19 protein-coding genes are annotated in these 21,222 nt (G+C 51.6%); 14 read left to right on the top strand and 5 right to left on the bottom strand.

The genetic code is table 11. The features are described 5' to 3' along the window. Positions 1 to 11: 11 nt before the first annotated feature. From Q4E40_RS12905 to Q4E40_RS12875, 7 genes are all read left to right on the top strand, one after another. Positions 12 to 1,556, top strand: a complete 1,545-nt coding sequence (locus Q4E40_RS12905; protein ID WP_303412702.1) for an N-acyl-D-amino-acid deacylase family protein — start codon at positions 12 to 14, stop codon at positions 1,554 to 1,556. A gap of 146 nt (positions 1,557 to 1,702) precedes the next feature. Further along, complete coding sequence (locus Q4E40_RS12900) at positions 1,703 to 3,205, top strand: protein kinase domain-containing protein (protein WP_303412700.1); 1,503 nt, start codon at positions 1,703 to 1,705, stop codon at positions 3,203 to 3,205. A gap of 80 nt (positions 3,206 to 3,285) precedes the next feature. Continuing rightward, entirely contained in the window at positions 3,286 to 4,761 is a 1,476-nt protein-coding gene (locus Q4E40_RS12895) for a DUF5687 family protein (protein WP_303412698.1), read from the top strand. A 57-nt stretch (positions 4,762 to 4,818) separates the two neighbouring features. Next, positions 4,819 to 5,514: an ABC transporter ATP-binding protein gene (locus Q4E40_RS12890; protein WP_303413095.1), complete on the top strand. Its 696-nt coding sequence runs from the start codon at positions 4,819 to 4,821 to the stop codon at positions 5,512 to 5,514. A gap of 381 nt (positions 5,515 to 5,895) precedes the next feature. Further along, the gene (locus tag Q4E40_RS12885) at positions 5,896 to 6,669 is read left to right on the top strand and encodes an MBL fold metallo-hydrolase (protein WP_303412697.1); all 774 of its coding nucleotides are present in this window, start codon (positions 5,896 to 5,898) and stop codon (positions 6,667 to 6,669) included. A gap of 14 nt (positions 6,670 to 6,683) precedes the next feature. Continuing rightward, a complete protein-coding gene (locus tag Q4E40_RS12880; RefSeq protein ID WP_303412695.1) occupies positions 6,684 to 7,076 on the top strand; it encodes a DUF1622 domain-containing protein in 393 nt (130 codons plus the stop codon). A gap of 549 nt (positions 7,077 to 7,625) precedes the next feature. Further along, entirely contained in the window at positions 7,626 to 8,309 is a 684-nt protein-coding gene (locus Q4E40_RS12875; protein WP_303412694.1) for a hypothetical protein, read from the top strand. Positions 8,310 to 8,370: 61 nt separating this feature from the next. Here the strand turns inward: Q4E40_RS12875 and Q4E40_RS12870 are convergent, their stop codons facing one another. Next, positions 8,371 to 8,496 (bottom strand): hypothetical protein, encoded by a 126-nt coding sequence (locus Q4E40_RS12870; RefSeq protein ID WP_303412693.1) that lies wholly within the window; start codon positions 8,494 to 8,496, stop codon positions 8,371 to 8,373. 630 nt (positions 8,497 to 9,126) lie between these two features. On the opposite strand from Q4E40_RS12870, the gene Q4E40_RS12865 reads away from it, so the two are divergent. The 7 genes from Q4E40_RS12865 (at position 9,127) to Q4E40_RS12840 (ending at position 16,682) form a co-directional block, all read left to right on the top strand. After that, positions 9,127 to 12,249, top strand: coding sequence for a SusC/RagA family TonB-linked outer membrane protein (locus Q4E40_RS12865; RefSeq protein ID WP_303412690.1), 3,123 nt, complete (start codon positions 9,127 to 9,129; stop codon positions 12,247 to 12,249). 15 nt (positions 12,250 to 12,264) lie between these two features. Further along, complete coding sequence (locus Q4E40_RS12860; protein ID WP_303412689.1) at positions 12,265 to 13,683, top strand: SusD/RagB family nutrient-binding outer membrane lipoprotein; 1,419 nt, start codon at positions 12,265 to 12,267, stop codon at positions 13,681 to 13,683. 328 nt (positions 13,684 to 14,011) lie between these two features. Beyond that, positions 14,012 to 14,323 (top strand): putative quinol monooxygenase, encoded by a 312-nt coding sequence (locus Q4E40_RS12855; protein WP_303412688.1) that lies wholly within the window; start codon positions 14,012 to 14,014, stop codon positions 14,321 to 14,323. Positions 14,324 to 14,340: 17 nt separating this feature from the next. Beyond that, entirely contained in the window at positions 14,341 to 14,697 is a 357-nt protein-coding gene (locus Q4E40_RS20425; RefSeq protein WP_368411171.1) for an outer membrane beta-barrel protein, read from the top strand. Then, the gene (locus Q4E40_RS12850) at positions 14,667 to 14,990 is read left to right on the top strand and encodes a porin family protein (RefSeq protein ID WP_303412686.1); all 324 of its coding nucleotides are present in this window, start codon (positions 14,667 to 14,669) and stop codon (positions 14,988 to 14,990) included. Before Q4E40_RS20425 ends, Q4E40_RS12850 begins: the two co-directional genes overlap by 31 nt. Positions 14,991 to 15,197: 207 nt before the next feature. Continuing rightward, complete coding sequence (locus Q4E40_RS12845) at positions 15,198 to 16,043, top strand: carboxypeptidase-like regulatory domain-containing protein (RefSeq protein ID WP_303412683.1); 846 nt, start codon at positions 15,198 to 15,200, stop codon at positions 16,041 to 16,043. 24 nt (positions 16,044 to 16,067) lie between these two features. After that, positions 16,068 to 16,682: a carboxypeptidase-like regulatory domain-containing protein gene (locus tag Q4E40_RS12840; RefSeq protein ID WP_303412681.1), complete on the top strand. Its 615-nt coding sequence runs from the start codon at positions 16,068 to 16,070 to the stop codon at positions 16,680 to 16,682. 221 nt (positions 16,683 to 16,903) lie between these two features. Here Q4E40_RS12840 and hemA read toward each other — a convergent pair whose 3' ends face one another. The 4 genes from hemA to Q4E40_RS12820 all read right to left on the bottom strand — a co-directional run bounded on the left by hemA (position 16,904) and on the right by Q4E40_RS12820 (position 21,216). Beyond that, positions 16,904 to 18,166 carry a glutamyl-tRNA reductase gene (hemA, locus tag Q4E40_RS12835; protein ID WP_303412680.1) on the bottom strand — a complete coding sequence of 421 codons (1,263 nt, stop codon included), beginning with the start codon at positions 18,164 to 18,166 and terminating at the stop codon, positions 16,904 to 16,906. Between the two features lie 95 nt (positions 18,167 to 18,261). Continuing rightward, positions 18,262 to 19,323, bottom strand: a complete 1,062-nt coding sequence (locus Q4E40_RS12830; RefSeq protein WP_303412679.1) for a response regulator — start codon at positions 19,321 to 19,323, stop codon at positions 18,262 to 18,264. Further along, positions 19,320 to 20,552, bottom strand: a complete 1,233-nt coding sequence (locus tag Q4E40_RS12825; protein ID WP_303412677.1) for a hybrid sensor histidine kinase/response regulator — start codon at positions 20,550 to 20,552, stop codon at positions 19,320 to 19,322. Before Q4E40_RS12825 ends, Q4E40_RS12830 begins: the two co-directional genes overlap by 4 nt. 217 nt (positions 20,553 to 20,769) lie before the next feature. Then, the gene (locus tag Q4E40_RS12820; RefSeq protein WP_220624822.1) at positions 20,770 to 21,216 is read right to left on the bottom strand and encodes a response regulator; all 447 of its coding nucleotides are present in this window, start codon (positions 21,214 to 21,216) and stop codon (positions 20,770 to 20,772) included. Positions 21,217 to 21,222: the final 6 nt, after the last annotated feature.

Raw genomic sequence — 21,222 nt, 5'->3', positions numbered from 1 at the left:
TATCTTTAAGAATGGAAAAACTGTATCGCCGCACCTCCCTCCTTGCCAAGTTTATAATTGCCATACTTGTATTTGCCTCCTGCCAGCAGGTTGCTACTGACCAAACTCAATATGAGCTGCTGATTCGCAATGCCATGGTGGTAGACGGTACAGGAAAGGCGGCTTTTGCGGCGCATGTCCTGGTCAGCGGTGATTCCATTGCGCTAATCGACACAGACACCACTAATACTTATACCGCAAACCGCACTATCAACGCCTCCGGCCTATACCTGACTCCAGGATTCATCGACACTCACGCCCACGGAGATCCGCTTGAGACACCCGATTTTTCTAATTTCCTTTCGATGGGAGTTACTACGATCTGCCTGGGGCAGGATGGCTTTAGCCCGGAACGTGAAAACCTGAAAGAGTGGATGCAAGAGGTGGACGGGAAAGACCTGGGCGTTAACGTTGCAATATTTGCCGGGCACAACACACTCCGTATGCTGTCAGGTATAAAATACGACTCCATCCCCTCGCCGCAAGGTATGGCGAAAATGGAACAGCTCCTTACCGACGCACTTGATGCCGGCAGCTTTGGTCTGACTACGGGCCTTGAGTACAATCCGGGCTATTATGCCCGTCGCGATGAGTTAAACAGTCTTGCGAAGATAGTAGGTAAAAAAGGAGGTATCATCATGAGCCACATGCGCAACGAAGACGATGCCTATGTCGAAGCTTCTATCAGGGAGCTACTGGAGCAAGGTAAGTATTGTCCGGTGAATGTGTCTCATATTAAAGTAGTGTATGGCAAAGGCGCGGCGCGTGCCAACCGTGTATTGCAACTACTGGACTCCGCCCGTCAGCAAGGTATACAGGTAACAGCTGACTTTTACCCCTACACGGCCAGCTATACCGGCATCGCCATCCTTTTCCCGGACTGGGCCAAAAAGCCTTATGATTATCAGCAAGTGCTGCAGACCCGCCGCCAGGAATTGGCCACCTTCCTGCGTAACAAGATCATACAGCGCAATGGTCCCGAGGCAACACTGATTGGTTCAGGGCCCTATAAAGGCAAAAACCTGCAGCAGGTTGCGAAAGAGCTAAATAAGCCATTTGAGTTAGCCCTGATGGAAGACATTGGACCCTACGGTGCCGATGGCGCTTACTTCATTATGGACGAGGCCCTGCAGGAAACATTTCTGAAAGATCAGCATGTGATGATTTGCTCAGACGGCAGCCCCACCATGCGCCACCCCAGAAGCTATGGAACATTTGCCAAAGTGCTGGAGACTTATGTGGTGCAAAAGCAACTACTCACCTTGGAGGAAGCTATCCATAAAATGACAGGATTGTCCGCTAAAACGGTTGGTCTGCATGACCGCGGTCTCGTGAAGAAAGGGTATAAAGCTGATTTGCTACTGTTTAAACCTGAAGAAGTGCGTGAAAACGCTACTTATGAGAATCCACTGCAGGAGGCTACAGGGTTCAGGTATGTGCTGGTGAATGGGGTGGTCGTGCGGGAAGAAGGGCAAGGCAAACCTGAGAGAGCAGGACTTGTACTCTCAAAAAAATAAGAGGGGTAGCAAAAACTGATGCTGCCTTCCTGAAACTCATTCAATTGTTTATGATGGGTTTTACACTCTTACAGCACTACCATCCCCCACGTTCTACCACCTAATTCCCTCATTCCCGTATTACCCCATGTGAATACATGGGTTCTATGAGCATACCGGAAACAAACGGCATTTTTGCAACGCATTACTTACTAAAGGAAAAGCTAAGTTCGGGGAGGGTTGAAGAGGTCTGGAAGGCAGAAGACTGGACGGCAGAAGGGGCTCCGGTAACGCTGAGGCTGTATGCTCCTCATATCCGACTCGATCATCATAGTCTGGAGCTGCTGCAAGGGGAGCAGGAAGAGCGGGCTTTATTGCAACACCCCCATCTGCTTATACCTACGCATTTCGGCGTACATGAAGGTATACCTTTTGATGTCGCACCCCAGCAGACACAGCATACCTTGTCGCAGGCTGCGCCGCTACCAGAGCGGGAAATTGCCCGACTGATTTCCCAGGTGGGCAGTGCCCTGGCGTACTTGCATAGTAGGCAGCCCCCTTTGCCACATCGGCAAATCAACCCTGACAATATTATACTGGATGCACAGGGGAATTACATCCTGGCTGTGCCGGCCTTTAGCAGCCAGTTGCGGACCCTCTTGCACCGCGCTACCGGCACCCCGCTGGCACAGGGCACCCCCTATGCCGCACCGGAGCTGTTTGGTCCACACCCAAAGCGCACAGCTGCGAGCGATGTATTCGCACTCGGCGTGAGTTTGTACGAGCTGTGTACCGGCGAAACACCATGGCTGGGTAATGGCGGCTTAAGCCTAAGTCAGGGGGCAGAGATTCCGATCATTCCCGATCCATACTCCCGGGTGCTGAGCAACCTGGTACGCGCCTGCCTGCATCCCGATCCTGAGAAAAGACCCTCGGCACAGGTGCTCGTTGAAGAGGCGAATTATTATCTGGAATACGGCAATTGGAAACCCTATGGCACTTTTGGAAATGTGACGGCTGAGTCGATCGTATATAAACGAAGGACCTGGCTTTGGCCGACCATACTGTTCCTATTGCTGATAGCTGCGCTGGGCGCCGCTTATTACATTTTAGTTTGGAATAAACCCGGCAAGGAAATGGCTGCCGATACCGATGTAACCACCAATCTCCCAGTCATGCCCGCCATTACTGACTCATCCGTAGCTGATAGCACGACAGAAATAACCGACAGCACACCAGAAGTGGTGAAGCCGGTCACGCCAACCAAAAGGCAGCCCAGCAAGCAACCACAGGCTGCTCCGCCACAAGCGAGTCCGGCCAAACGACAAGCCCCTCCGGTTACCAAACCCGCTCCAGCACGCCCGGCGCAGCCTGCTTATCCTCAGCCAACCAGTCTGGAAGGGTACCTGAATGGCTTGCTCAACGATGAAATACCACTTCAGGTCCGTGACCGGTGGCGAACGCCCATCAAAAAGTACTTCTCCCCGGATGCCATCATCTATGCCCGAATGTATGACGCTCCTTTAGGGAGCTTCGGTGTCGGTGAGTTTATTGACATCCTGTTAAGCACTGAAGAAGGCAACAGTATTGTCATTGACAAAATCATCTACGACCCAGAGGAAGAAGGCGCAATAGATGAGATCAACGTGAGTATTATCGCCGTCCAATAATTTCTCGTTCATAAGATTCACAGCTTTTGGCTTTTTAAGGATTTTTTATAATATTTAAAAAGCTATATATCGTGTGCCTTATGTTTGGAACTCTTCTCGATCTGCAATGGAAGCAGACCCGCCGGTCGCCGGCTTATCAGAAAAGCTTGGTAGTAAAGATTATACTCGGATTCTTCATCATCTATTTTGCGCTCATATTTATTGCGCTCGGCTTTTTTAGCCATAAAATACTCGCCGAGGTTTACCCGGACCAAAGCCCAGTTGTCTCGTTCAACAGCTTCCTGCTCTTTTACTTTCTGATAGACCTGGTTTCGCGCTTCATGCTGCAAGACCTGCCGGTGCTGGCCATCCAGCCTTTCCTGCACCTGCCTGTGAAGCGGAACAAGCTCGTGCACTTTGTGCTGCTGCGCTCCATACCTAGTGTGTTTAATCTGCTAATGCTACTGGTATTCGTACCGTTTATGCTGCGCGCGGTCGTGCCAGCGCATGGCATAGGTATAGCGCTGGTATGGCTGGCCTCCCTCCTGCTGCTCACGTTCATTAACAACTTTATTCTTATCTACTTTAAGCGGCAGCTTACCTCAAACCCAAAGATCACGCTACTGCTTGCATTAGTGGTTGGAGGCCTCATGCTGCTCGATTACTGGCAGGTGCTGTCACTGCGCCAAGTCTCTTTGGTGGCTTTTGGTGCTTTGCTGCAGCAGCCCTGGCTCATTCTCGTGCCTTTGCTGGGATTGGTGGGTGTATACCTGCTCAACTACCGGTTCCTGATGCAGCACCTTTATCCGGAAGAGATCTTCATCAAGAGAGTAGCCACAGTGGAAGGCAGCGACATGGCGTTCCTGAACAGGTTTGGCGATACCGGGAAGTTGATCGCACTGGAATTAAAACTGATCTGGCGCCATAAACGGCCAAAGTCCATGGTCATGATTTCAGCTTTTCTGCTGTTTTACGGTCTTATTTTCTATACCAACAAGGTATACCTGGAAGGCTGGGGCATGCTAATCTTTGTGGGCATTTTCGTGACGGGCGCCCCGATGTTCAACTATGGCCAGTTTGTGCCGGCGTGGCAAAGCGCGCATTACGATGCCCTGCTCACCAGGCCGATCACGACTTACCAGTATGTAAGGGCAAAGTACCTCATGTTTGTACCTTCTATCCTGCTGGTAACCGTCCTGACACTCCCTTATGCCTTGTTTGGCACGAAAGTGCTTCTCATCAACCTGGCCAGCTGCGTGTTCAACATCGGCGTGAACTCCATTGTAGTATTATACTTTGCGGCGCTCAACAAAGAGCGGCTCGACCTGAGCAACGGTTCTGCCTTTAACTGGCAAGGCGTAGGCGCCTCTAAATTTGTGATGATGTTGCCCATGGTGCTGACGCCAATTGCCATCTTTCTGCCCTTTTCTTTGATGGACATCCCGCAGTGGGGCATCTTCGCACTTGCCCTGACTGGTGCGGTGGGAATCCTTTTCCACCGCCAGCTGCTTGGCATGATGGCCAAACGACTCGAGGATAGAAAGTATACCCTGGCTGCCGGTTTCAGACAGCATTAAGCAACTCCAATACCCAAAGACGAAAACATCAGCTATACCTGAAAAGAAATGAACATGATGATTGAAGTAAGAGATCTCGTAAAAGCGTACAGCGACGCCACGGTCGTGAACATACCTGCGCTGCACGTGGCGCCCGGCGAAACCATTGGTTTGGTGGGCAACAATGGTGCAGGCAAAACCACCCTGTTCAGGATGCTGCTGGACCTGGTGCGCCCCACGGACGGCGTTGTTACCTCCAAAGGTATACCCGTGGCCCACACCGATGCCTGGAAATACTATACCGGCTCGCACCTCGACGAGGGCTTCCTGATAGACTACCTGACGCCGGAAGAGTACTTTAAATTTATTGGCGACCTGCACGGCTTGTCCACCGGCGACGTACTGGAGCGCCTGCAGCCGTTTACGGATTTGTTCAACGGCGAAATATTGCAGCAGCGCAAGTACATCCGCGACTTTTCGAAGGGCAACCAGAAAAAAGTAGGTATAGCCGCCGCCGCGCTCTCGCACCCCGAGCTCCTGATCCTCGACGAGCCCTTCGCCAACCTCGACCCCAGTTCCCAGATCAGGCTGAAGAATCTGCTGCGCAGCCTGCACGAACAGCACGGCATGACCATGCTCATCTCCAGCCACGATCTCAGCCACGTCATCGAGGTGTGCAAGCGCATCGTCATTCTGGAGAAAGGGAAGATCGTGCAGGACATGCAAACCACTGAAGACACCTTGCAGGCATTGGAAGCGTACTTTACGGTATAGCTATCCCCTGTCTTCTCCTCAGGTATAAAAGCCACCGGTACACAAGCTGGTGGCTTTTGCTTTTTAATAGAAGCAGCACCGGAAGCTCATCGACCTAACAGAAAACTTTACGTTAAAACTTACAGTAGTTGAACGCAGCTAAGTTTTAGCTTGACTAAACAGGTATACCTAAGCGATCTTCCTCCATGAAAATATACCTTATCATTCTTCTATACCTGAGTCTATATCCTGCCCTGACGCAGCAGCCAGCCCGAAACGCACATCAAGCAGGAGTTGAAAAAAATAGAGAAAGTGAAATAGAACTTCACCATAACCAAAAGCCTCCTGACCTGTTAGGAATCCGAAACTTTGAAAAAATCTAACCACATTAATTTTAAGCCTATGAAATTAAAATCCATCTTTCTGCTGGCAGGATTGCTGCTGATACTGACGGCTCAGGCACAGCAAACAAAGGGCACCGATCGAATTGAAACCAAAAAAGGGCCTCTCCTCATACAACCCGTGCTACATGGCACGCTGGCGCTTACCTGGGATGGGAAAACGATCTACGTTGATCCGTATGGCGGGGCAGCAGTATTTAAAGGTATAGCTGCGCCTGACCTGATTCTCATCACCGACATCCACCCCGACCACCTCGACCTCAAAACGCTGGAAGCCATCAACACGAACAAAGCCACCATTGTAGTACCGCAGGCTGTGGCCGACAAGCTGCCAGAAAACATGAAGAAGCGGGCTGTGGTGATCGGCAACAACGATCATACCGAGCAGTACGGCATTTCCATTACGGCGCTGCCCATGTACAACCTGCCTGAAACAGAAGACTCCCGCCACCCCAAAGGCCGTGGCAACGGCTATGTGTTGAAGTTCGCTGACAAGACCGTATACCTGTCAGGAGACACAGAAGATATACCCGAGATGCGTGCGCTGCGCAACATCGATGTGGCTTTTGTTTGCATGAACCTGCCTTATACCATGGATGTGGATCAGGCGGCCGCTGCAGTACTCGAATTCAAGCCTGCCATCGTGTACCCGTATCATTACCGGGGTCAGGAAGGCCTAAGCGATGTGGAAGCTTTCAAGCGAAAAGTAAATGAAGGAGATAAAAATATTGAGGTGCGCCTGCGCAACTGGTATCCGGAAAGCAATAAGAAGTAGCCCAAAACAACCATATGATTACCATGCACGACTTCAGGCTGTACATTGAGTATGCTGCCCGTGCCATAGAAGCGATTGGCGTCCTGATCATTGCGATCGGGACAGCCACTGCGCTCTTTCACTTTATTTTTCCGCTGCGCCACAACTCCCGCCGCTCTTACAAAGTGCTCCGCCATGAACTCGGCAAAGCCATCCTGCTAGGGCTGGAGATACTGGTCGCTGCCGACATCATTGCCACTGTGGTTACAGAGGCCACCATGGAGCGTGTGCTTACGCTTGGTTTGATCGTGGTGATCCGTACTTTTCTGAGCCTCTCGCTGCAGGTAGAACTCGAAGGTCGTTTCCCCTGGCAGCACACAAGACCTGAAGCAGAACCTCCCTTAAGCACTCCACGAGATACCCATTAACTATACCTAAAATCGTAGGTATACCCTGCCTGCCTATACCCCTCCTCTAACGCACCGCAATCCTTTATTTCTTTGAAGACAACTTCTTAGTTAACATGCCGCAAACGGACCGCACTACGATATCAGACAAAATCTTCCTTTTTATTCAGAGGATGACTATCTTCCAGATCAGCTTTGATTTTCGAGACTTACAAGCGTAGCAAGGCAAATTAAGAAAACTGTCATGTGTCCATCAAACGTCATGAAATCATCTCAGCCACGGGTGCTGGCGATGGTATCACGGACTACCTGTCACGCATTCGGCACTAGCACTCAGAACTTTAACCGGATGGCATGTGTTACCCGTGAATGAAAAGCCGATGCGTCAGCCTGATGAACAGCACAACAAGCAGATCATTTGGGGCCTGTGTTAGCAATAAAAAATAAACTTTTGAAGTTAGTGTAAAAAGGTTTGTGGATTTACAGCATAAAATCAGCTATTCGACTTTCTCAAAAAAATATTATTTTTATATTTACCGCAATTCAACTTTTACCATTATTCCAAAAAACATGAAAGCATTCTTTCTTTCCTTATTGATTGTGCTGACCACAGCGGCACCAGCAGTGCAGGCACAGGGAACGGCTAAAAATGAGAACAAGTCGGCCACTGCCCTAACCGGACAGTTTAACGATCTGAAAAGCAAGTCCAACTCCTACATGGAGGGCAGCAGAGAGTATAAGGTAGTGAATGTCGGTCTGCTTAACTCATTCTGGCAAAGTGTGCAGGCCACGATCAAAGAAGTGGAGCAAAAGCAAGTCAAAGACCTGAACGCAACTCGTCAGGATCTGGAAACGGCACAGGCACGCATCACGGAGCAGGAGAAGGAAATTGAGGCCCTGAAGCTTGACAACGCGCAAAAAGAAGCTGCTGTGCAGCAAAGCGAGGATGCCGTGAACAACCTGCATGTGCTGGGCATTCCGATTCACAAACAGGTTTATGTGATCATCAACACGGCCATTATCGCCCTGCTCCTTATCGCACTGGGTGTGGTGTACACACAGTTCAAGAGCAGTAAGAAAGTGACGGACCAGAAGCGGAAAGAGTTCGACGATATTGACCGCGAGTTCGCTGAATTCAAGAAGAATGCCCGCGAGCGCGAGATCAAGATCAAGCGTGAGCTGCAAACAGAGATGAACCTGGTGGCAGAACTGAACGATCAGGTTGCTGCCCTCCAAAAGAAAGCACACGTGTAAGCAACGTATTACGAATGCCAATATGCAGAACAGGCTGCCCTACCATGGGCGGCCTGTTTTTTTATGGCCATAAGTGATCGTAAAACTTCCTTTTGCGCTTTGTTTTTCCACCCTTGCCATACATGTAGTACACAAAGTAACCGACAGCATAAAGGATGAGCACCAATGCGATGATAATGATCTCCATGATCCTCTATACGTAAAACGTGCATAAATGACATCCAACTTTTGATCACATCTGCCCATTCCGCATCTCCCTGCTATACCTGCAGCTAATAGTTCAAATAAGCCAAAGCCGTGTGACAAACTCTTGAAATTGAACGGGGCACTCGCCATCGGCACTGTAAGTCAGCTGCATTCGGCAAATCTGATTGTAGTACCAACGTATTCTTCCTTTCAACCCTCCTTCCTGCCCGGTTACAGGCTTTCAAATCTGGTACTATACAAATATCAATTCAATCGCATCCGAACCAGCACAGAGCAAGTTCCGATTGCCAAAATTTATCGGGTTCAACTTAAATCTTGCAGTTAGCAGCATATTTTGTAGGTAGTTGCTTCCCCTTTCTGCGGCATCAACGTATATAAGACAAATTTTTTTTCATATACTCCTATAGTTGATTTTAGCTAACCTGACGGGCTTTCTTATGCTTAGCAACAGTATGCCAGATTATGACAACAACAGGCACACGTCCCGGTTGGCTATACCTTTCAGTTCAGGGTAAGCTGGCTGCGTGTGCACCTAGGCTACCCGATAGGCTGAATACCTGATTGTCATTGCGCTTTAAATAAATTCTATGATTCACCAAATGAGATCATTATGAAGAACACCTTTACACTCATTTTATTCATGCTATTTGTGCTTGGCACTTCAGGTGCCTGGGCGCAGCAGCGGCAAGTCAGCGGACGGGTAACCGCCTCTGACACAGGCCAGGGCCTGCCCGGGGTCAGTGTGACCATAAAAGGCACCACCACCGGCACGCCAACCGACACAGAAGGAAACTACCAGATTCAGGTACCCGACAACAACGCTATCCTCGTCTTTCGATTTCTGGGCTACCAGGCAAGGGAAGTGGCGGTAGGCAGTCAGGCTACGGTCGATGTCACTCTTAATGCCGACGCACAGCAGCTGGGCGAGGTGATGGTAACGGCCATGGGCATCACCCGCGAGAAAAAGGCGCTAGGTTATGCCGCACAGTCGGTACAGGCAGAGGAACTGACGCAGCACCGACAGCCCAACGTGCTCAACGCCATGCAGGGCAAGGTGGCCGGTGCTACCATATCCAGCACGGGTGGTGCACCGGGGCAAGGTACCAATATCCAGATTCGGGGCATCAACTCCATTGACCCTACACGGCCCAGCCAGCCGCTCTTCGTCATCGACGGCGTGCTGATGGACAACACCACCTCCACCTTTGGGGCGGGGGCGGAGCTCCGGGGCATGAGTAACCGCCTGGCAGATATCAACCCGGACGACATCGCGAGCATCAACGTGCTGAAAGGCGGCGCGGCCACCGCGCTCTACGGTCTCCGCGGCGCAAACGGCGTGGTGGTCATCACCACAAAAAGAGGCGAGGCAGGTGCTTTGCGGGTAAGTTTGACCAGCACGGCCGGCATAGAGGAAGTGAACAAATTCCCGAAGACGCAGGACACCTATACCCAGGGCTACACCGGTGTGTACGACCCCACCAGCTTCTGGCCTTCATGGGGGCCCACGGTGGAAGAGGCTCGGAAACTCGACCCGACCCACCCCGAAAAGCTCTACAAGCACTTTGAGGATGCCTATGAAATGGGCCATCAGTTCCGGAACTCGCTCTCTTTCTCAGGCGGCAACGAGACCATCACCTACCTCTCTTCCCTCTCCCACCTGAAACACGAGGGTGTGCTGCCTTTCACGGATTTCGAAAACTTCTCTGCCCGTCTGAACACCGACGTGAAGCTGAGCGACAAAGTACGGACAGGCGCCAACTTCAACTTCTCCAAATCAGGCGGAATGCGCTACAATGCTGACCGCTTCAATGAGATGCTCAGCTACTGGTCGCCGCGCTGGGACGTGGAGGACTACAAAAAGCCCGACGGCACCATGCAGAGCTACGGCAACGATAACGCGATCTATGCGGCCTCCACGAACAAGATGAAAGACGACGTGAACCGGTTCATCGGTAGCGTGCACCTGGGCTATGCCCCTCTCAAATGGCTGGACCTGAGCTACCGCATCGGGTTGGATAGCTATACCGATGACCGGACCCGCACCGCCCCGGGAGAGCGTGGCTTTGCCGATGAACGGGTGCTGGAGGACAACGGACTGGGCTTTGTGTATGAGTATACCACGAAATTCCGGTCCATCAACTCCAACTTCATTGCCACTGCGACTACGGGCTTCGGAGAGAATTTCAATGCGACATTCCGTCTGGGCCACGAACTCTACGATGAGCAGGTGAGAAGTTTCGGGGTGGAAGGCGATGAGCTGACCGTGTTCGACTTTTTTGACCTGCGCAACGCACGCGCCCTTACACCAAGGGATGACCAGTCAGAATATCGGCTGATGGGTGTTTTCGGGGAGGCCTCCTTCGATTACCGCGACTTCGTTTTCCTTACCCTGACAGGCCGGAACGACATCACCTCGACGCTCAGCAAGACCAACAATTCCTTCTTCTACCCGTCTGTCAGTCTGAGCTACGTGTTCTCGGAGCACTTTGAGTTGCCGTCCTTCATCAACCAAAGCAAGTTGCGCCTCTCCTACGCCCAGATTGGCAAGGATGCGCCCCGCTACGCCACCTCCTCCGGTTTCTCCCCCTACACGGGCTTCCCTACGGGCTTCACCGGCTATACGCGCAGCGCGCTGCTCGGCAATGTAGACCTCAAGCCCGAATTCACAAACACCTTCGAGGCTGGTCTGGAAATGGCGTTCCTGGACAACCGCCTAGGCTTCGACTTCACCTACTACTACTCACTGAGCAAAGACCAGATTCTGCCGATCGATGTGGCCGCGTCCACGGGCTTTGTGCGGGCCGCCGTGAACTCGGGTGAGATGCGCAACAAAGGGGTAGAGATTGTGCTGAACGCGACACCTGTCAGATCAAATGACTTCAGCTGGGACACCAAAGTGATTTTCTCCGCCAACCGTAACAAGATCCTGAGCATTCGGGAAGGTCTGGAGGAGATTCCGTACGCCTCCCAATTCGGTTACCTGAGTTCTACCGTTAGCATGAAGCTTATACCTGGGCAGCCCTACGGCAACATTTACGGCTCCAGCTGGCAGCGCTACTACGGTCCCGGAGAAGAGGAAGACCCGCTGTTCATTGACGAGGACAGGCCCTTGCTGATCGGCGAGAATGGCTTTCCAGTACGTGCGCCGCTCTCCAAGCAGAAGATTGTGGGCAACTCACAGCCTGACTGGATCGGGGGCTTCACCAACACCTTCACCTACAAAGGCCTGAGCTTGACGGCCCTGCTGGATGCCCGCGTAGGACTCGAGAAATACAACCAGATGGGCAACTTCTTCTCAGCCTTCGGCATTGCCGAGTATACCGAGAACCGCAACGAGTTCAAGGTGTTTGAGGGCGTGCTGGCCGACGGTTCGCCAAACACCAAACAGGTATGGCTGGGCCAGGGAGTGGGTCCGGATGGCGTCAACTACGGCGATGGCTATTACCGCCGCTTCCACCGGGGCGTGTCAGAGGAGTTTGTGGAGGATGCCTCGTGGGTACGCCTGCGCTCGCTCACACTCAGCTACGCCATGCCCTCCCAGTGGTTTGAAGACATCTTCATCCGCAATGCCTCCGTCTCCGTGACCGGCAATAACCTGTGGCTTTCCACTGACTATTCAGGATTTGACCCGGAAAACAGCTCCAACCCGAGCGGCAGTAACGTAGATGGGTTCGCTGGTTTTACCTACCCGGCCGTGAGAAGCTACCTGTTCACCCTGAACCTTGGGTTCTAAAAAGAGAGAAACATTATGAAAAAGATAGTTAGATACGCACTCGCCTTTACGATGCTAGGCGCTGCGATGGGTTTACAAAGCTGTGAAGACTACTTTGATCTGAATGACAACCCGAACCTGGTTCCTGTTGCGCCACTAAGCGCGCTGCTCTCCACTACGACCCACAAGACAGGTCTGAACAGCCAGCGGGTGGCTGCCACCACCTCCTTTTTTGTACAGTATCTGGCCAGCCCCACAGCCGGCAGTGGCACCGACACTTACCAGGTAACAGATTACACCGGCACCTGGGATGCGCTATACCTGGCCATGGCCGACATCTACGACATGCGGCAGAAGGGAATAGAGGAAGGCGCCTCGGATTACGTGGGCGTGTCCAACATCCTCATGTCCTATCACCTGAGCCTGGTGACTGACCTTTGGGGCGATGCCCCGTATTCAGAGGGTTTCGACAACAGCACCCTGACCCCGGGTTTCGACACGGAGGAGGAACTGTATGCGGAGTCGTTGCGCCTGCTCGACGAAGGTATAGCCGAACTCCAGAAAACCGATTCCAAGGTAGTGCTCGACGAGGATAACGACCTGATCCATGGCGGCGACAAGGAGGCATGGATTATGACAGCCAACGCCTTGAAAGCCAGGCTGCTCAACAAGGTGAGCAAGCAACCGTCCTACGACCCGGCCGCTGTGCTGAGCGCTGTTGAGAACTCATACAAGTCCAACGCCGATGATGCCGAGATGGCTGTATTCGCACTCCGCAACCCCTGGGCTGAAGTAGCACGGAGCAATGCCTCCCTCATACTAGGCGGCTGGCTGTCGGAGCAGCTGGTAAACCACCTCAACGGCACAACCTTCGGCGTAGTGGACCCCCGCATATCCCGCATCACGGACCCGACGGTGACAGGAACCTTCGTGGGCACGCCGAACGGGGTGGGCAACGTAGGCCCGGCTAACAACACGGTGAAGGATGAGGTATACATCTCCCGCAATTCCCCGCTCACCGGCGAGGCGTCTCCCATTACCATTGTCTCATATGCCGAGATGAAGTTTGTTGAAGCGGAAGCGGCTTTCCGTGCCGGTGACCGTACCCGTGCCTACGACGCTTACCTGGAAGGTATACGCGCCCATATGGATAAGCTCGAAGTGCCGGTAGCTGAGCGGGAAGCATACCTAAACAACCCTGCTGTGGGTGTAGGGGCCGCCAACCTGACCCTTGACCTGATTTTCAAGGAGAAGTATGTGGTGACGTACCTCAATCCCGAAGCCTGGAACGATGCCAGACGCTTCGACTACCAGTATGCCAGCTTCACGCTGCCTGCCAACGCGGCACTGCCTACCTACATCCGCAGACTGGCATACCCGCAGGGAGAATCCAGCAAGAACCCCAATACCCCGGATTCGCCTGTCTTGTCAGAGCCACTGTGGTGGGATCAGTAGGGCTTAGGGAATTTAAAAAGTTGAGAGGTTAGAAAGGTAGAAAGTTCGGCAGTGATGTGAGTTTTCTGACTTTAGTAGTAACAAAGGCAGCAGCTGACCGGGGTGGATCGGCTGCTGCTTTTTTTGTTCATCAACTGGCGATTAACTGAAAAATCATGAAATGCAGGTATAAAATGGAGCCAGCTAGCCTTGCGAAACATTTTAGTCGCCACTTCCTAAGTTACCGAACAACAATTACATAGATAATTTCTATATTTAATGGCTGTATCTTTTAGATTCCAGGTATAGCCGCAACAGAAACATACCTTTCACTCTTATACCTGTTTTTATGAGCAAATACGGTCTGCATGGAAAACTAGAGGCAACAGCTGGCAACGGCGCGCAACTTGCCCGGATTCTCTTGGAAGCCTCCAAGTTGGTTGCAAAGGCAAAAGGCTGCCGGCTATACCTGGTAAGCCAGGAAAACACTGGCTCTGAAGCCGTATGGGTGACCGAGGTATGGGACAGCAAAGAGGACCACGACAACTCCCTGCAGGTGCCCGGCGTGAAAGAACTGATCGCACAAGCCATGCCGCTGCTGGCCGGCAGGCCTGAGAAAGGCCAGGAACTGACGGTGCTCGGAGGGTATGTTTCTAAGTAAACTCTAGCCAATTGTTCATGAGGTTATTTTTACTATCACTTGCCTTTAATTTTATAATAACCGGCTTTTGTACTGCCCAGGTCAAGCCAACCTCTACTACTTACACAGGTGTTGGGTTGAAGGGCGGCTCCAGTTCCTCTTGGTTCAGCTTCGATCCTTCTCTAAATCAAGGTGGGGCAACTGGCTACACGGCAGGCCTGTTACTGAAGCATGCCGTACAGGTGCATGAGAATGAACCCATGATGGGGATACAGGTGGAGTTGAATTGGGTGCAGCGTGGTTGGTCAGACAAAATCGACTCTGCCACTACGTATACCCGGAGACTCCATTACATTGAGCTGCCATGTGGGGGCATAAGAATACCAAAATCATAGCCAATCTCGGTCCTTCTATCAGCTACCTTGTTTCGAACCGCGATAGCATACAAGCTATCTCAGACCTGGAGCATACTGGCTATTACCAGAAAGCGATTGAAAAGCCCTGGCTCGCAGGCCTCACCCTGGGGGCCGGCCTGCAGCACACCACTGCACTCGGCACCTTGCAATTAGAAGCAAGAATTACCCAGAGCCTGAACAGCATTATGACGGAGAGACAAAAAGTGGTTTCTGCCACTAATACCAATATCACAATTACAATGGCTTATTTGCTGGAGTTCCGCCCTAAATAGGGGAGCGTTTCCAAAGCAGTAATTTTAAAAAGCTTACTTAAAGTATAGCCTGAAGTACTGTAATTTATAGTACTAAACACCCTTCTCAAATCACTATTTGCAAAAATCGCGGCAGGCCTTGCAACTCATGTTACAGAAATTGAATCCTCTTGATAACAGCTATACCTAAATCGGGTTAGTTTTCAAAACCATCAGGAGATTCACAAGATGCCAAAAAGCAAACTGACCCGACTGCTTATCACCTTTTTCTTTCTGCTCACAAGCAGCATCTCTTTCGGACAGGGCTTTCAGCTAAGCGGCACCGTTCAGAGCGCCAGACAGCAGGAGGCTATACCTTACGTCAACATCGGCATCAAAAAGAAGAATATCGGCACGGCCACCAGGCCGGATGGCAGCTTCAGAATAACCCTGAAAGAGGAAAACCGACAGGACACGCTTACCTTTTCGGCCATTGGCTACAACGAGCTTTCATTGCCCGTTTCCTCCATCCTCTCCGGCAACATCACCCTATTTGAGCTCACCGGGAAAACCACAATCCTGCGCGAAGTAGTCATCAGCAGCAAGGCACCTAAAATCAAAAAAATCGGCACCAATTCGCGCAATCCGTTCCTTCACGGCTCCGCGGAGACCGTTCACTCAGACGATATTTCGGAACTGGGCAAGTTTATCAAACTGAACAACAAAACTTCTGAGCTTCTGTCAGCCACGGTATACCTGCGCAGCAATAAACTCGACTCTGCCACTTTCCGCATCAACCTTTATAAAAATGCAGCAGGTATGCCCGGGGAGCGGTTAGTCGAGAAGAGCATCATCCGGCGACTACCACTTACGCAAGGCTGGGTCACGATACCGCTTGAGCAGTATGGCCTGGTGGTGGACGAGGATTTCTTTTTAGGTATAGAATACCTGCCTGATTATAGCAAGCACGAGAAGTATATTTTTACTTACGGCGCCGCACTGGGTGGTAGCTTCTACTCCAGAAAAGCCAGCCTGGGAGACTGGAAAAAAGGTGTAGGCGGTCGGCTGGCGGCTTATGTAACGGTCAGGCAATAACGGATTCGGCTATACCTGCATCCTATGAAAAGAGACTCTATTTTCTACGCTGTTGTTCTTCTGCTTTTTGTGTTAACTGTCCGTGCCGGAAAAGCACAAAACCTGCCTGCTCCAAACAAACAGGTGATCCAGCTCTCCGGTATGGTCTACGCAAGCGATAATTTGACGGCATTGGAGGGCGTGGCCATCTATGTGCCGGGCACAACAAGAGGCACTCACACACGCACAAGCGGTTATTTTTCGATGCCGGTCGTGGCAGGCGACACGGTGGTTTTTGGTGCCTTGGGCTACGAAAAGCTATACCTGGCCATACCTGCTGAGACAAAAGAAAACAAGCTGACGCTCAAAATCGTGCTCGAAAGAAAAGAGAATGAACTGCCTACGGTGGATGTGATGCCCTGGGCGACGGAGTATGATCTGAAGCAAGCCGCACTGCGGACAAAACTCCCCGCGGAGCTTAAAGATCAACTCCCTGTTTTACCGCCACCTGTCGTGTACAAATCGATTACGGAAATGCCCGCTATGGATGCAAACGCCAACTTCCGCTATGGGCAAAGCATACAACAGAATCAGCGGGAGGCACGGTTTAAGGTGCCTGACATTCTGAAAATTTTCTCCATCCCGATCCGCTATTACTAAGCCTTGTCAGGTATAGCCTTAATGCCGTCAATTTAAGGAAAGATGTAATTAAAAAGCTGATTCGGACATCTTTGTCCGAATCTTAATCTGCTACGGACTTCCAAGTCCGCGTTTACCAGCGCACGGGGATGTGGACATCCCCAACAGTTAGCTTCGAGACATGGATGTCCCGAAGAGCATCTGCCTAACGACCAATGAATTTAAAGCTTTCCAGGTATAGCCTAAGCTTCCTGCTTATCAAGGTTAAAGAGTGCACTCAGGCCTTCCAACAGCGCCTCGGACTCACCACGCTGACAGGCCGCTTTCAGCTCCAGGGCAGGCAGTTTCACGATCTTGTTGAGGATGTTTTTGGTGATCGCCTCTACCAGCTCTTTCTGCTCATCGCCCAGCTTTTTGGTATAGCGGGCCAGCTCCTGCTGACGAATCTCTTCCAGGCGGCTTTTGAACTGCTGCAGGGCCGGCGACATCGCCATCTCGCGGGTCCAGGTGTTGAATTCAGTCATCGCCTCAACAATGATTTCTTTCACCTGAGGGATAGCGGCCATGCGCATGGTCAGCGCTTCGGTGGCACGGTTCCGGATATTGTCTACGTTGTATACCTTCGCGTTTGGCAAAGCTTCAATGGCAGCGTCGATGCTGCGCGGCATGGAAAGGTCCACAAAGAATTGAGGGGCATTTTCACCGAGCTGCGCTACATCAGCCTGCCCGATAAAGAAGCAGTCGCCCGGTACGGATGAGATCACCACGTCCGCATTCGCCATTTCTTCCCACACGTTTTCCCAATAGATCGCACGGGCATTTGTCTTTTGAGCCAGCTCCAGTGCTTTGTGATGCGTACGGTTGGCGATGGTGATGTTGCTGATCTTCGACTTGCCGAAGTTGTCGCACACATCAGCGCCTATCTCCCCCACTCCGATCATCAGCACGCGCGGGTCAGCCATGCCTCTGGTCAGCTCTTCTACCAATTCCACCGTGGCGTACGACACCGAAGCAGCGCCGTCAAAAAAGGCGGTCTGGTTGAACACCTGCTTGTTGGTAAAGAAAATGGTATGCATCAGCCTGTGCAGAAACGGGCCGGCCATGTTGGCATCAGCCGCCCACTGGTAGGCTTTTTTCACCTGGTTGAGTATCTGCATATCGCCTACCACCTGCGACTCCAGCCCCAGCGACACATAAAATAAGTGCTGCACGGCCTGCTGGTGGTCGGTGATGTGTTGGAAGTATGATGAGATCTCTTTTGTCGCGATAAAGCCTTTCTCAATAGCGATCAGTTTAATGATCTCGCGCGACAGGTCCTGCGCAGCGGTGTAGTACACCTCTGTGCGGTTACAGGTAGAAAGCACCATCACATCCTGCGCTTCGGTGAATTCGCTTATCTTATCGAGCAGGTTACGGCAGCCGATCTCGTTCAGCGATACGGCTTCACGAATGGCGATAGGTGCTTGCTTGTAAGATAATGTAAGGGCCTTAAACTGATTTTGCATGTCTTTCTCTCAGATACAATGCAAATTTCTTAAAAGCTGGGTTCGTAAAGTATGACATTCGTCATTTTCAGGCAGGAGAAATGTCAGTGTTTCCCCTAATTCCGCATCCGCTCTAGTTTCTGCGCATTCAGAATCGTGATCTTGCTGCCCCGGGTATCGATCAGGTTCTCCTCCTTGAAATCGGCCAGCGTGCGGATAACGGTCTCTTTAGAAGCCCCCACTATACTGGCCAGGTCCTCGCGCGTAATCGATACTTCTGACTTGTAGTTCGGGTCTTCCTTGTACTGCTTCTCCACAAAGAGCAATGCCTCTGCCACACGCTTGCGCACCGAGTTGTAGGCCAGCTTCAGCAAGCGCTCCTCCCGGTCGGCCAGGTTGTCGGACAGTATTTTGATGAACTTGCCGGCCACATCGCGGTTCTGGTAAAGCAAGGTATAGAAGTCCTCCCGCGGGATGATGTATACCTCCGAGTCCTCCAGCGCCATTGCCGACTCGCGGTAGGCTTTCTCTTCCAGCAAATCGAGGTAGCCGATAAAGTCACCGTCTTTGTAGAGGCAGGTGATGTACTCCCGGCCTTCTTCATTCGATTTGTAGGTCTTGATCTTGCCTTTGTTGAGGAAGTACAGGTTGCTTGGGTAATTGCCCTCTGAGAACAAATGCTGTTTTTTGCGGAACACCGTCACGCGGCGGTTTTCAGAGATCAGCTTGTTGAGCTCCTCGTAGCCTTTCGCCTCCTGAATGAAGTTGTCGAGCCCCTGCACATTGCGCTGAAACTCGGCCTTCACGATCTCGTTTTTCTTCAGGCGCATTTCTACCACGTCCAGCAACTCCACATCATCAAAGGGCTTGGTCAGGTAGTCGTCGGCGCCCAGGTTCATGCCTTTGCGGAAGTCGTCTTTCTCTGATTTGGCCGTCAGAAAGACAAAGGGAATACTGGCCGTTTCGGGGAACTTGCTGAGCATGTGCAGTACGCCGTAGCCATCGAGCTGGGGCATCATGATGTCGCAAATGATCAGGTCGGGGTGTTCTTTCTTGGCCAGGTCCACGCCGAGTTTGCCATTGGGCGCTTCGAGCACCTGGTAGTTGGCCAGCGTCAGGATCTCGGCTGTGTTCTCGCGGATCTCCTGGTTGTCTTCAATCAGCAATATCTTTTTCATATCTGTGCGGTATATGGCAAAGTGATGGTGAACGTGGTGCCGTGGCCCAGTTGGCTTTCATAGCGCAACTCGCCACCCATTATTTCAACGTATTTTTTTACAATATTAAGCCCCAGACCCGTTCCTTGTATATTGGTGACGTTCTGGGCTCTGAAGAAAGGCGTAAACAAATGCGTCTTGTCTTCGTCAGGTATACCAATCCCCTCGTCGCGCACTTCCAGCGTGATCACACTCCCTTCGATGGCTGTCATGAACCATATCGTGCGGTCCTCACCGGAGTATTTGCTGCCGTTGGAGAGCAGGTTGATCATCACGTTGCGCATGAGCTGCTTGTCCAGGTATACCGTCAACTGGGTGCCATCGTGCCGGTATTCAATGCGCTGCCCCTCTTTCAGGTAGCCCTGCATTTCGTCGACCACCTCTGCCGAAAAACTCTGCAGATCAAAGGTGCTCGGCACGTTGTGTATCTTGCCCTCCTCCATCCTGCTGATGGACAGAAAGTCGTTAAGGATGTTGGTCAAATTGTGAACCGCCGACTTGATGCGGCCCACATGCTTCAGGCGCTTTTCATCGTCTTCAGCCGTCTTGTACTTGGTGATAAGGGAGGCCGATGACAGCACGGTGCTAAGCGGGGTGCGAAACTCGTGCGAAGCGATGGTCACGAACCGCGACTTGAGTTCGTGCAGTTCCTTCTCTTTTTGCAGCGCCTTGTAGATTTCGGTCTGTGCCTTTTTCAGGGTGCGGTTCGCCTTCTCCAGGTTCTGTATGGCCGCGGCCAGTTCCTGTGTACGCTCCTCTACCCGTTGCTCAAGTTCCGTGTTCAGCTTCTGAATCTCGGCCAGACTCTTGGCGTGCTCAATGCTATATCGGATCGAGCGCTCCAGGTCATAGGGGTTGAAAGTGCCTTTCACCAGGTAATCCTGGGCACCGGCCCGCATGGCTTTCTCGTCAGTTTCGCGGTCGCTTTGGCCTGTCAGCAGAATGAACGGAGCGGCTATACCTTCGTTCACCGCCTGTGTGATCAATTCTAAGCCATCGTGCGCCCCCAGCCTGAAATCGACCAGGTATACATGGTGCCGCTGCTCCCGGATGATGTCGATCGCCTCTTTAAAGGACGGCGCCCACTCCAGCAAGTAGTTACGCCCGGGAATATCGTCCATAATATCCCGCGCAATGATGAAATCGTCTTCATCATCATCCACCAGCAAAACACGAATTCTGTCAGGCAAAGCTTTTCTTAGTTAAAAGTTGAGAGTTAAGAGTTAAAAGTGAGTAGAGTTCTGGGGTACGCCTGATTTTTCAACTCAACTACTGTTGAGGCGCGAGCCTACGAGAGCCAGCGAAGATGATAAAAATTCGAGGCATGTCGATTCATATTCCAGATTTCTCACTAGCGTTCGAAATGACAGGCAAGATAAAACTCATAACTTTTAACGCTTAACTAAACTACGGTTTCGGCAGTTCTACTATTTCGAACCAGTATTTGCTCAGGGTGCGCATCACGTCTACAAGTGAACTGAAAGTGACCGGTTTGGTGATGAATGAGCTCACGCCCAGGTCGTAGGTGCGCAAGATGTCCTCTTCAGCTTTGGAGGTGGTAAGCACTACCACAGGCAGCACGCGCAGGTGCTCGTCGGCCTTTATTTCCTTCAGCGCCTCGCGGCCGTCCTTTTTCGGCATGTTCAGGTCAAGCAGAATAAGGCCGGGCGTCTGGTACTTTTCCTTGTCGGTAAACCTGCCGCGGTTGTGCAGGTAGTCCATCAGCTCTTCGCCGTTTTCTACAAACTGAATGGCATTGCTCAGACGGTTCTCGTCCAGGGCCTCCTTAATGAGCATGCGGTCTTCGGCGTCGTCGTCGGCTATCAGTATCACAATAGGTCTATTCGATTTCATAGATGA

This window comes from Pontibacter coccineus (assembly GCF_030546575.1).
GTDB lineage: Bacteria > Bacteroidota > Bacteroidia > Cytophagales > Hymenobacteraceae > Pontibacter > Pontibacter coccineus.
This window is presented reverse-complemented; position numbering and strand designations above follow the sequence as displayed.

Bases quoted from the DNA above. Each gene is read 5' to 3' on its own strand.
- Q4E40_RS12905 (WP_303412702.1), top strand. From the start codon at position 12: ATGGAAAAACTGTATCGCCGCACCTCCCTCCTTGCCAAGTTTATAATT.
- Q4E40_RS12900 (WP_303412700.1), top strand. From the start codon at position 1,703: ATGAGCATACCGGAAACAAACGGCATTTTTGCAACGCATTACTTACTA.
- Q4E40_RS12895 (WP_303412698.1), top strand. From the start codon at position 3,286: ATGTTTGGAACTCTTCTCGATCTGCAATGGAAGCAGACCCGCCGGTCG.
- Q4E40_RS12890 (WP_303413095.1), top strand. From the start codon at position 4,819: ATGATTGAAGTAAGAGATCTCGTAAAAGCGTACAGCGACGCCACGGTC.
- Q4E40_RS12885 (WP_303412697.1), top strand. From the start codon at position 5,896: ATGAAATTAAAATCCATCTTTCTGCTGGCAGGATTGCTGCTGATACTG.
- Q4E40_RS12880 (WP_303412695.1), top strand. From the start codon at position 6,684: ATGATTACCATGCACGACTTCAGGCTGTACATTGAGTATGCTGCCCGT.
- Q4E40_RS12875 (WP_303412694.1), top strand. From the start codon at position 7,626: ATGAAAGCATTCTTTCTTTCCTTATTGATTGTGCTGACCACAGCGGCA.
- Q4E40_RS12870 (WP_303412693.1), bottom strand. From the start codon at position 8,496: ATGGAGATCATTATCATCGCATTGGTGCTCATCCTTTATGCTGTCGGT.
- Q4E40_RS12865 (WP_303412690.1), top strand. From the start codon at position 9,127: ATGAAGAACACCTTTACACTCATTTTATTCATGCTATTTGTGCTTGGC.
- Q4E40_RS12860 (WP_303412689.1), top strand. From the start codon at position 12,265: ATGAAAAAGATAGTTAGATACGCACTCGCCTTTACGATGCTAGGCGCT.
- Q4E40_RS12855 (WP_303412688.1), top strand. From the start codon at position 14,012: ATGAGCAAATACGGTCTGCATGGAAAACTAGAGGCAACAGCTGGCAAC.
- Q4E40_RS20425 (WP_368411171.1), top strand. From the start codon at position 14,341: ATGAGGTTATTTTTACTATCACTTGCCTTTAATTTTATAATAACCGGC.
- Q4E40_RS12850 (WP_303412686.1), top strand. From the start codon at position 14,667: ATGTGGGGGCATAAGAATACCAAAATCATAGCCAATCTCGGTCCTTCT.
- Q4E40_RS12845 (WP_303412683.1), top strand. From the start codon at position 15,198: ATGCCAAAAAGCAAACTGACCCGACTGCTTATCACCTTTTTCTTTCTG.
- Q4E40_RS12840 (WP_303412681.1), top strand. From the start codon at position 16,068: ATGAAAAGAGACTCTATTTTCTACGCTGTTGTTCTTCTGCTTTTTGTG.
- hemA (WP_303412680.1), bottom strand. From the start codon at position 18,166: ATGCAAAATCAGTTTAAGGCCCTTACATTATCTTACAAGCAAGCACCT.
- Q4E40_RS12830 (WP_303412679.1), bottom strand. From the start codon at position 19,323: ATGAAAAAGATATTGCTGATTGAAGACAACCAGGAGATCCGCGAGAAC.
- Q4E40_RS12820 (WP_220624822.1), bottom strand. From the start codon at position 21,216: ATGAAATCGAATAGACCTATTGTGATACTGATAGCCGACGACGACGCC.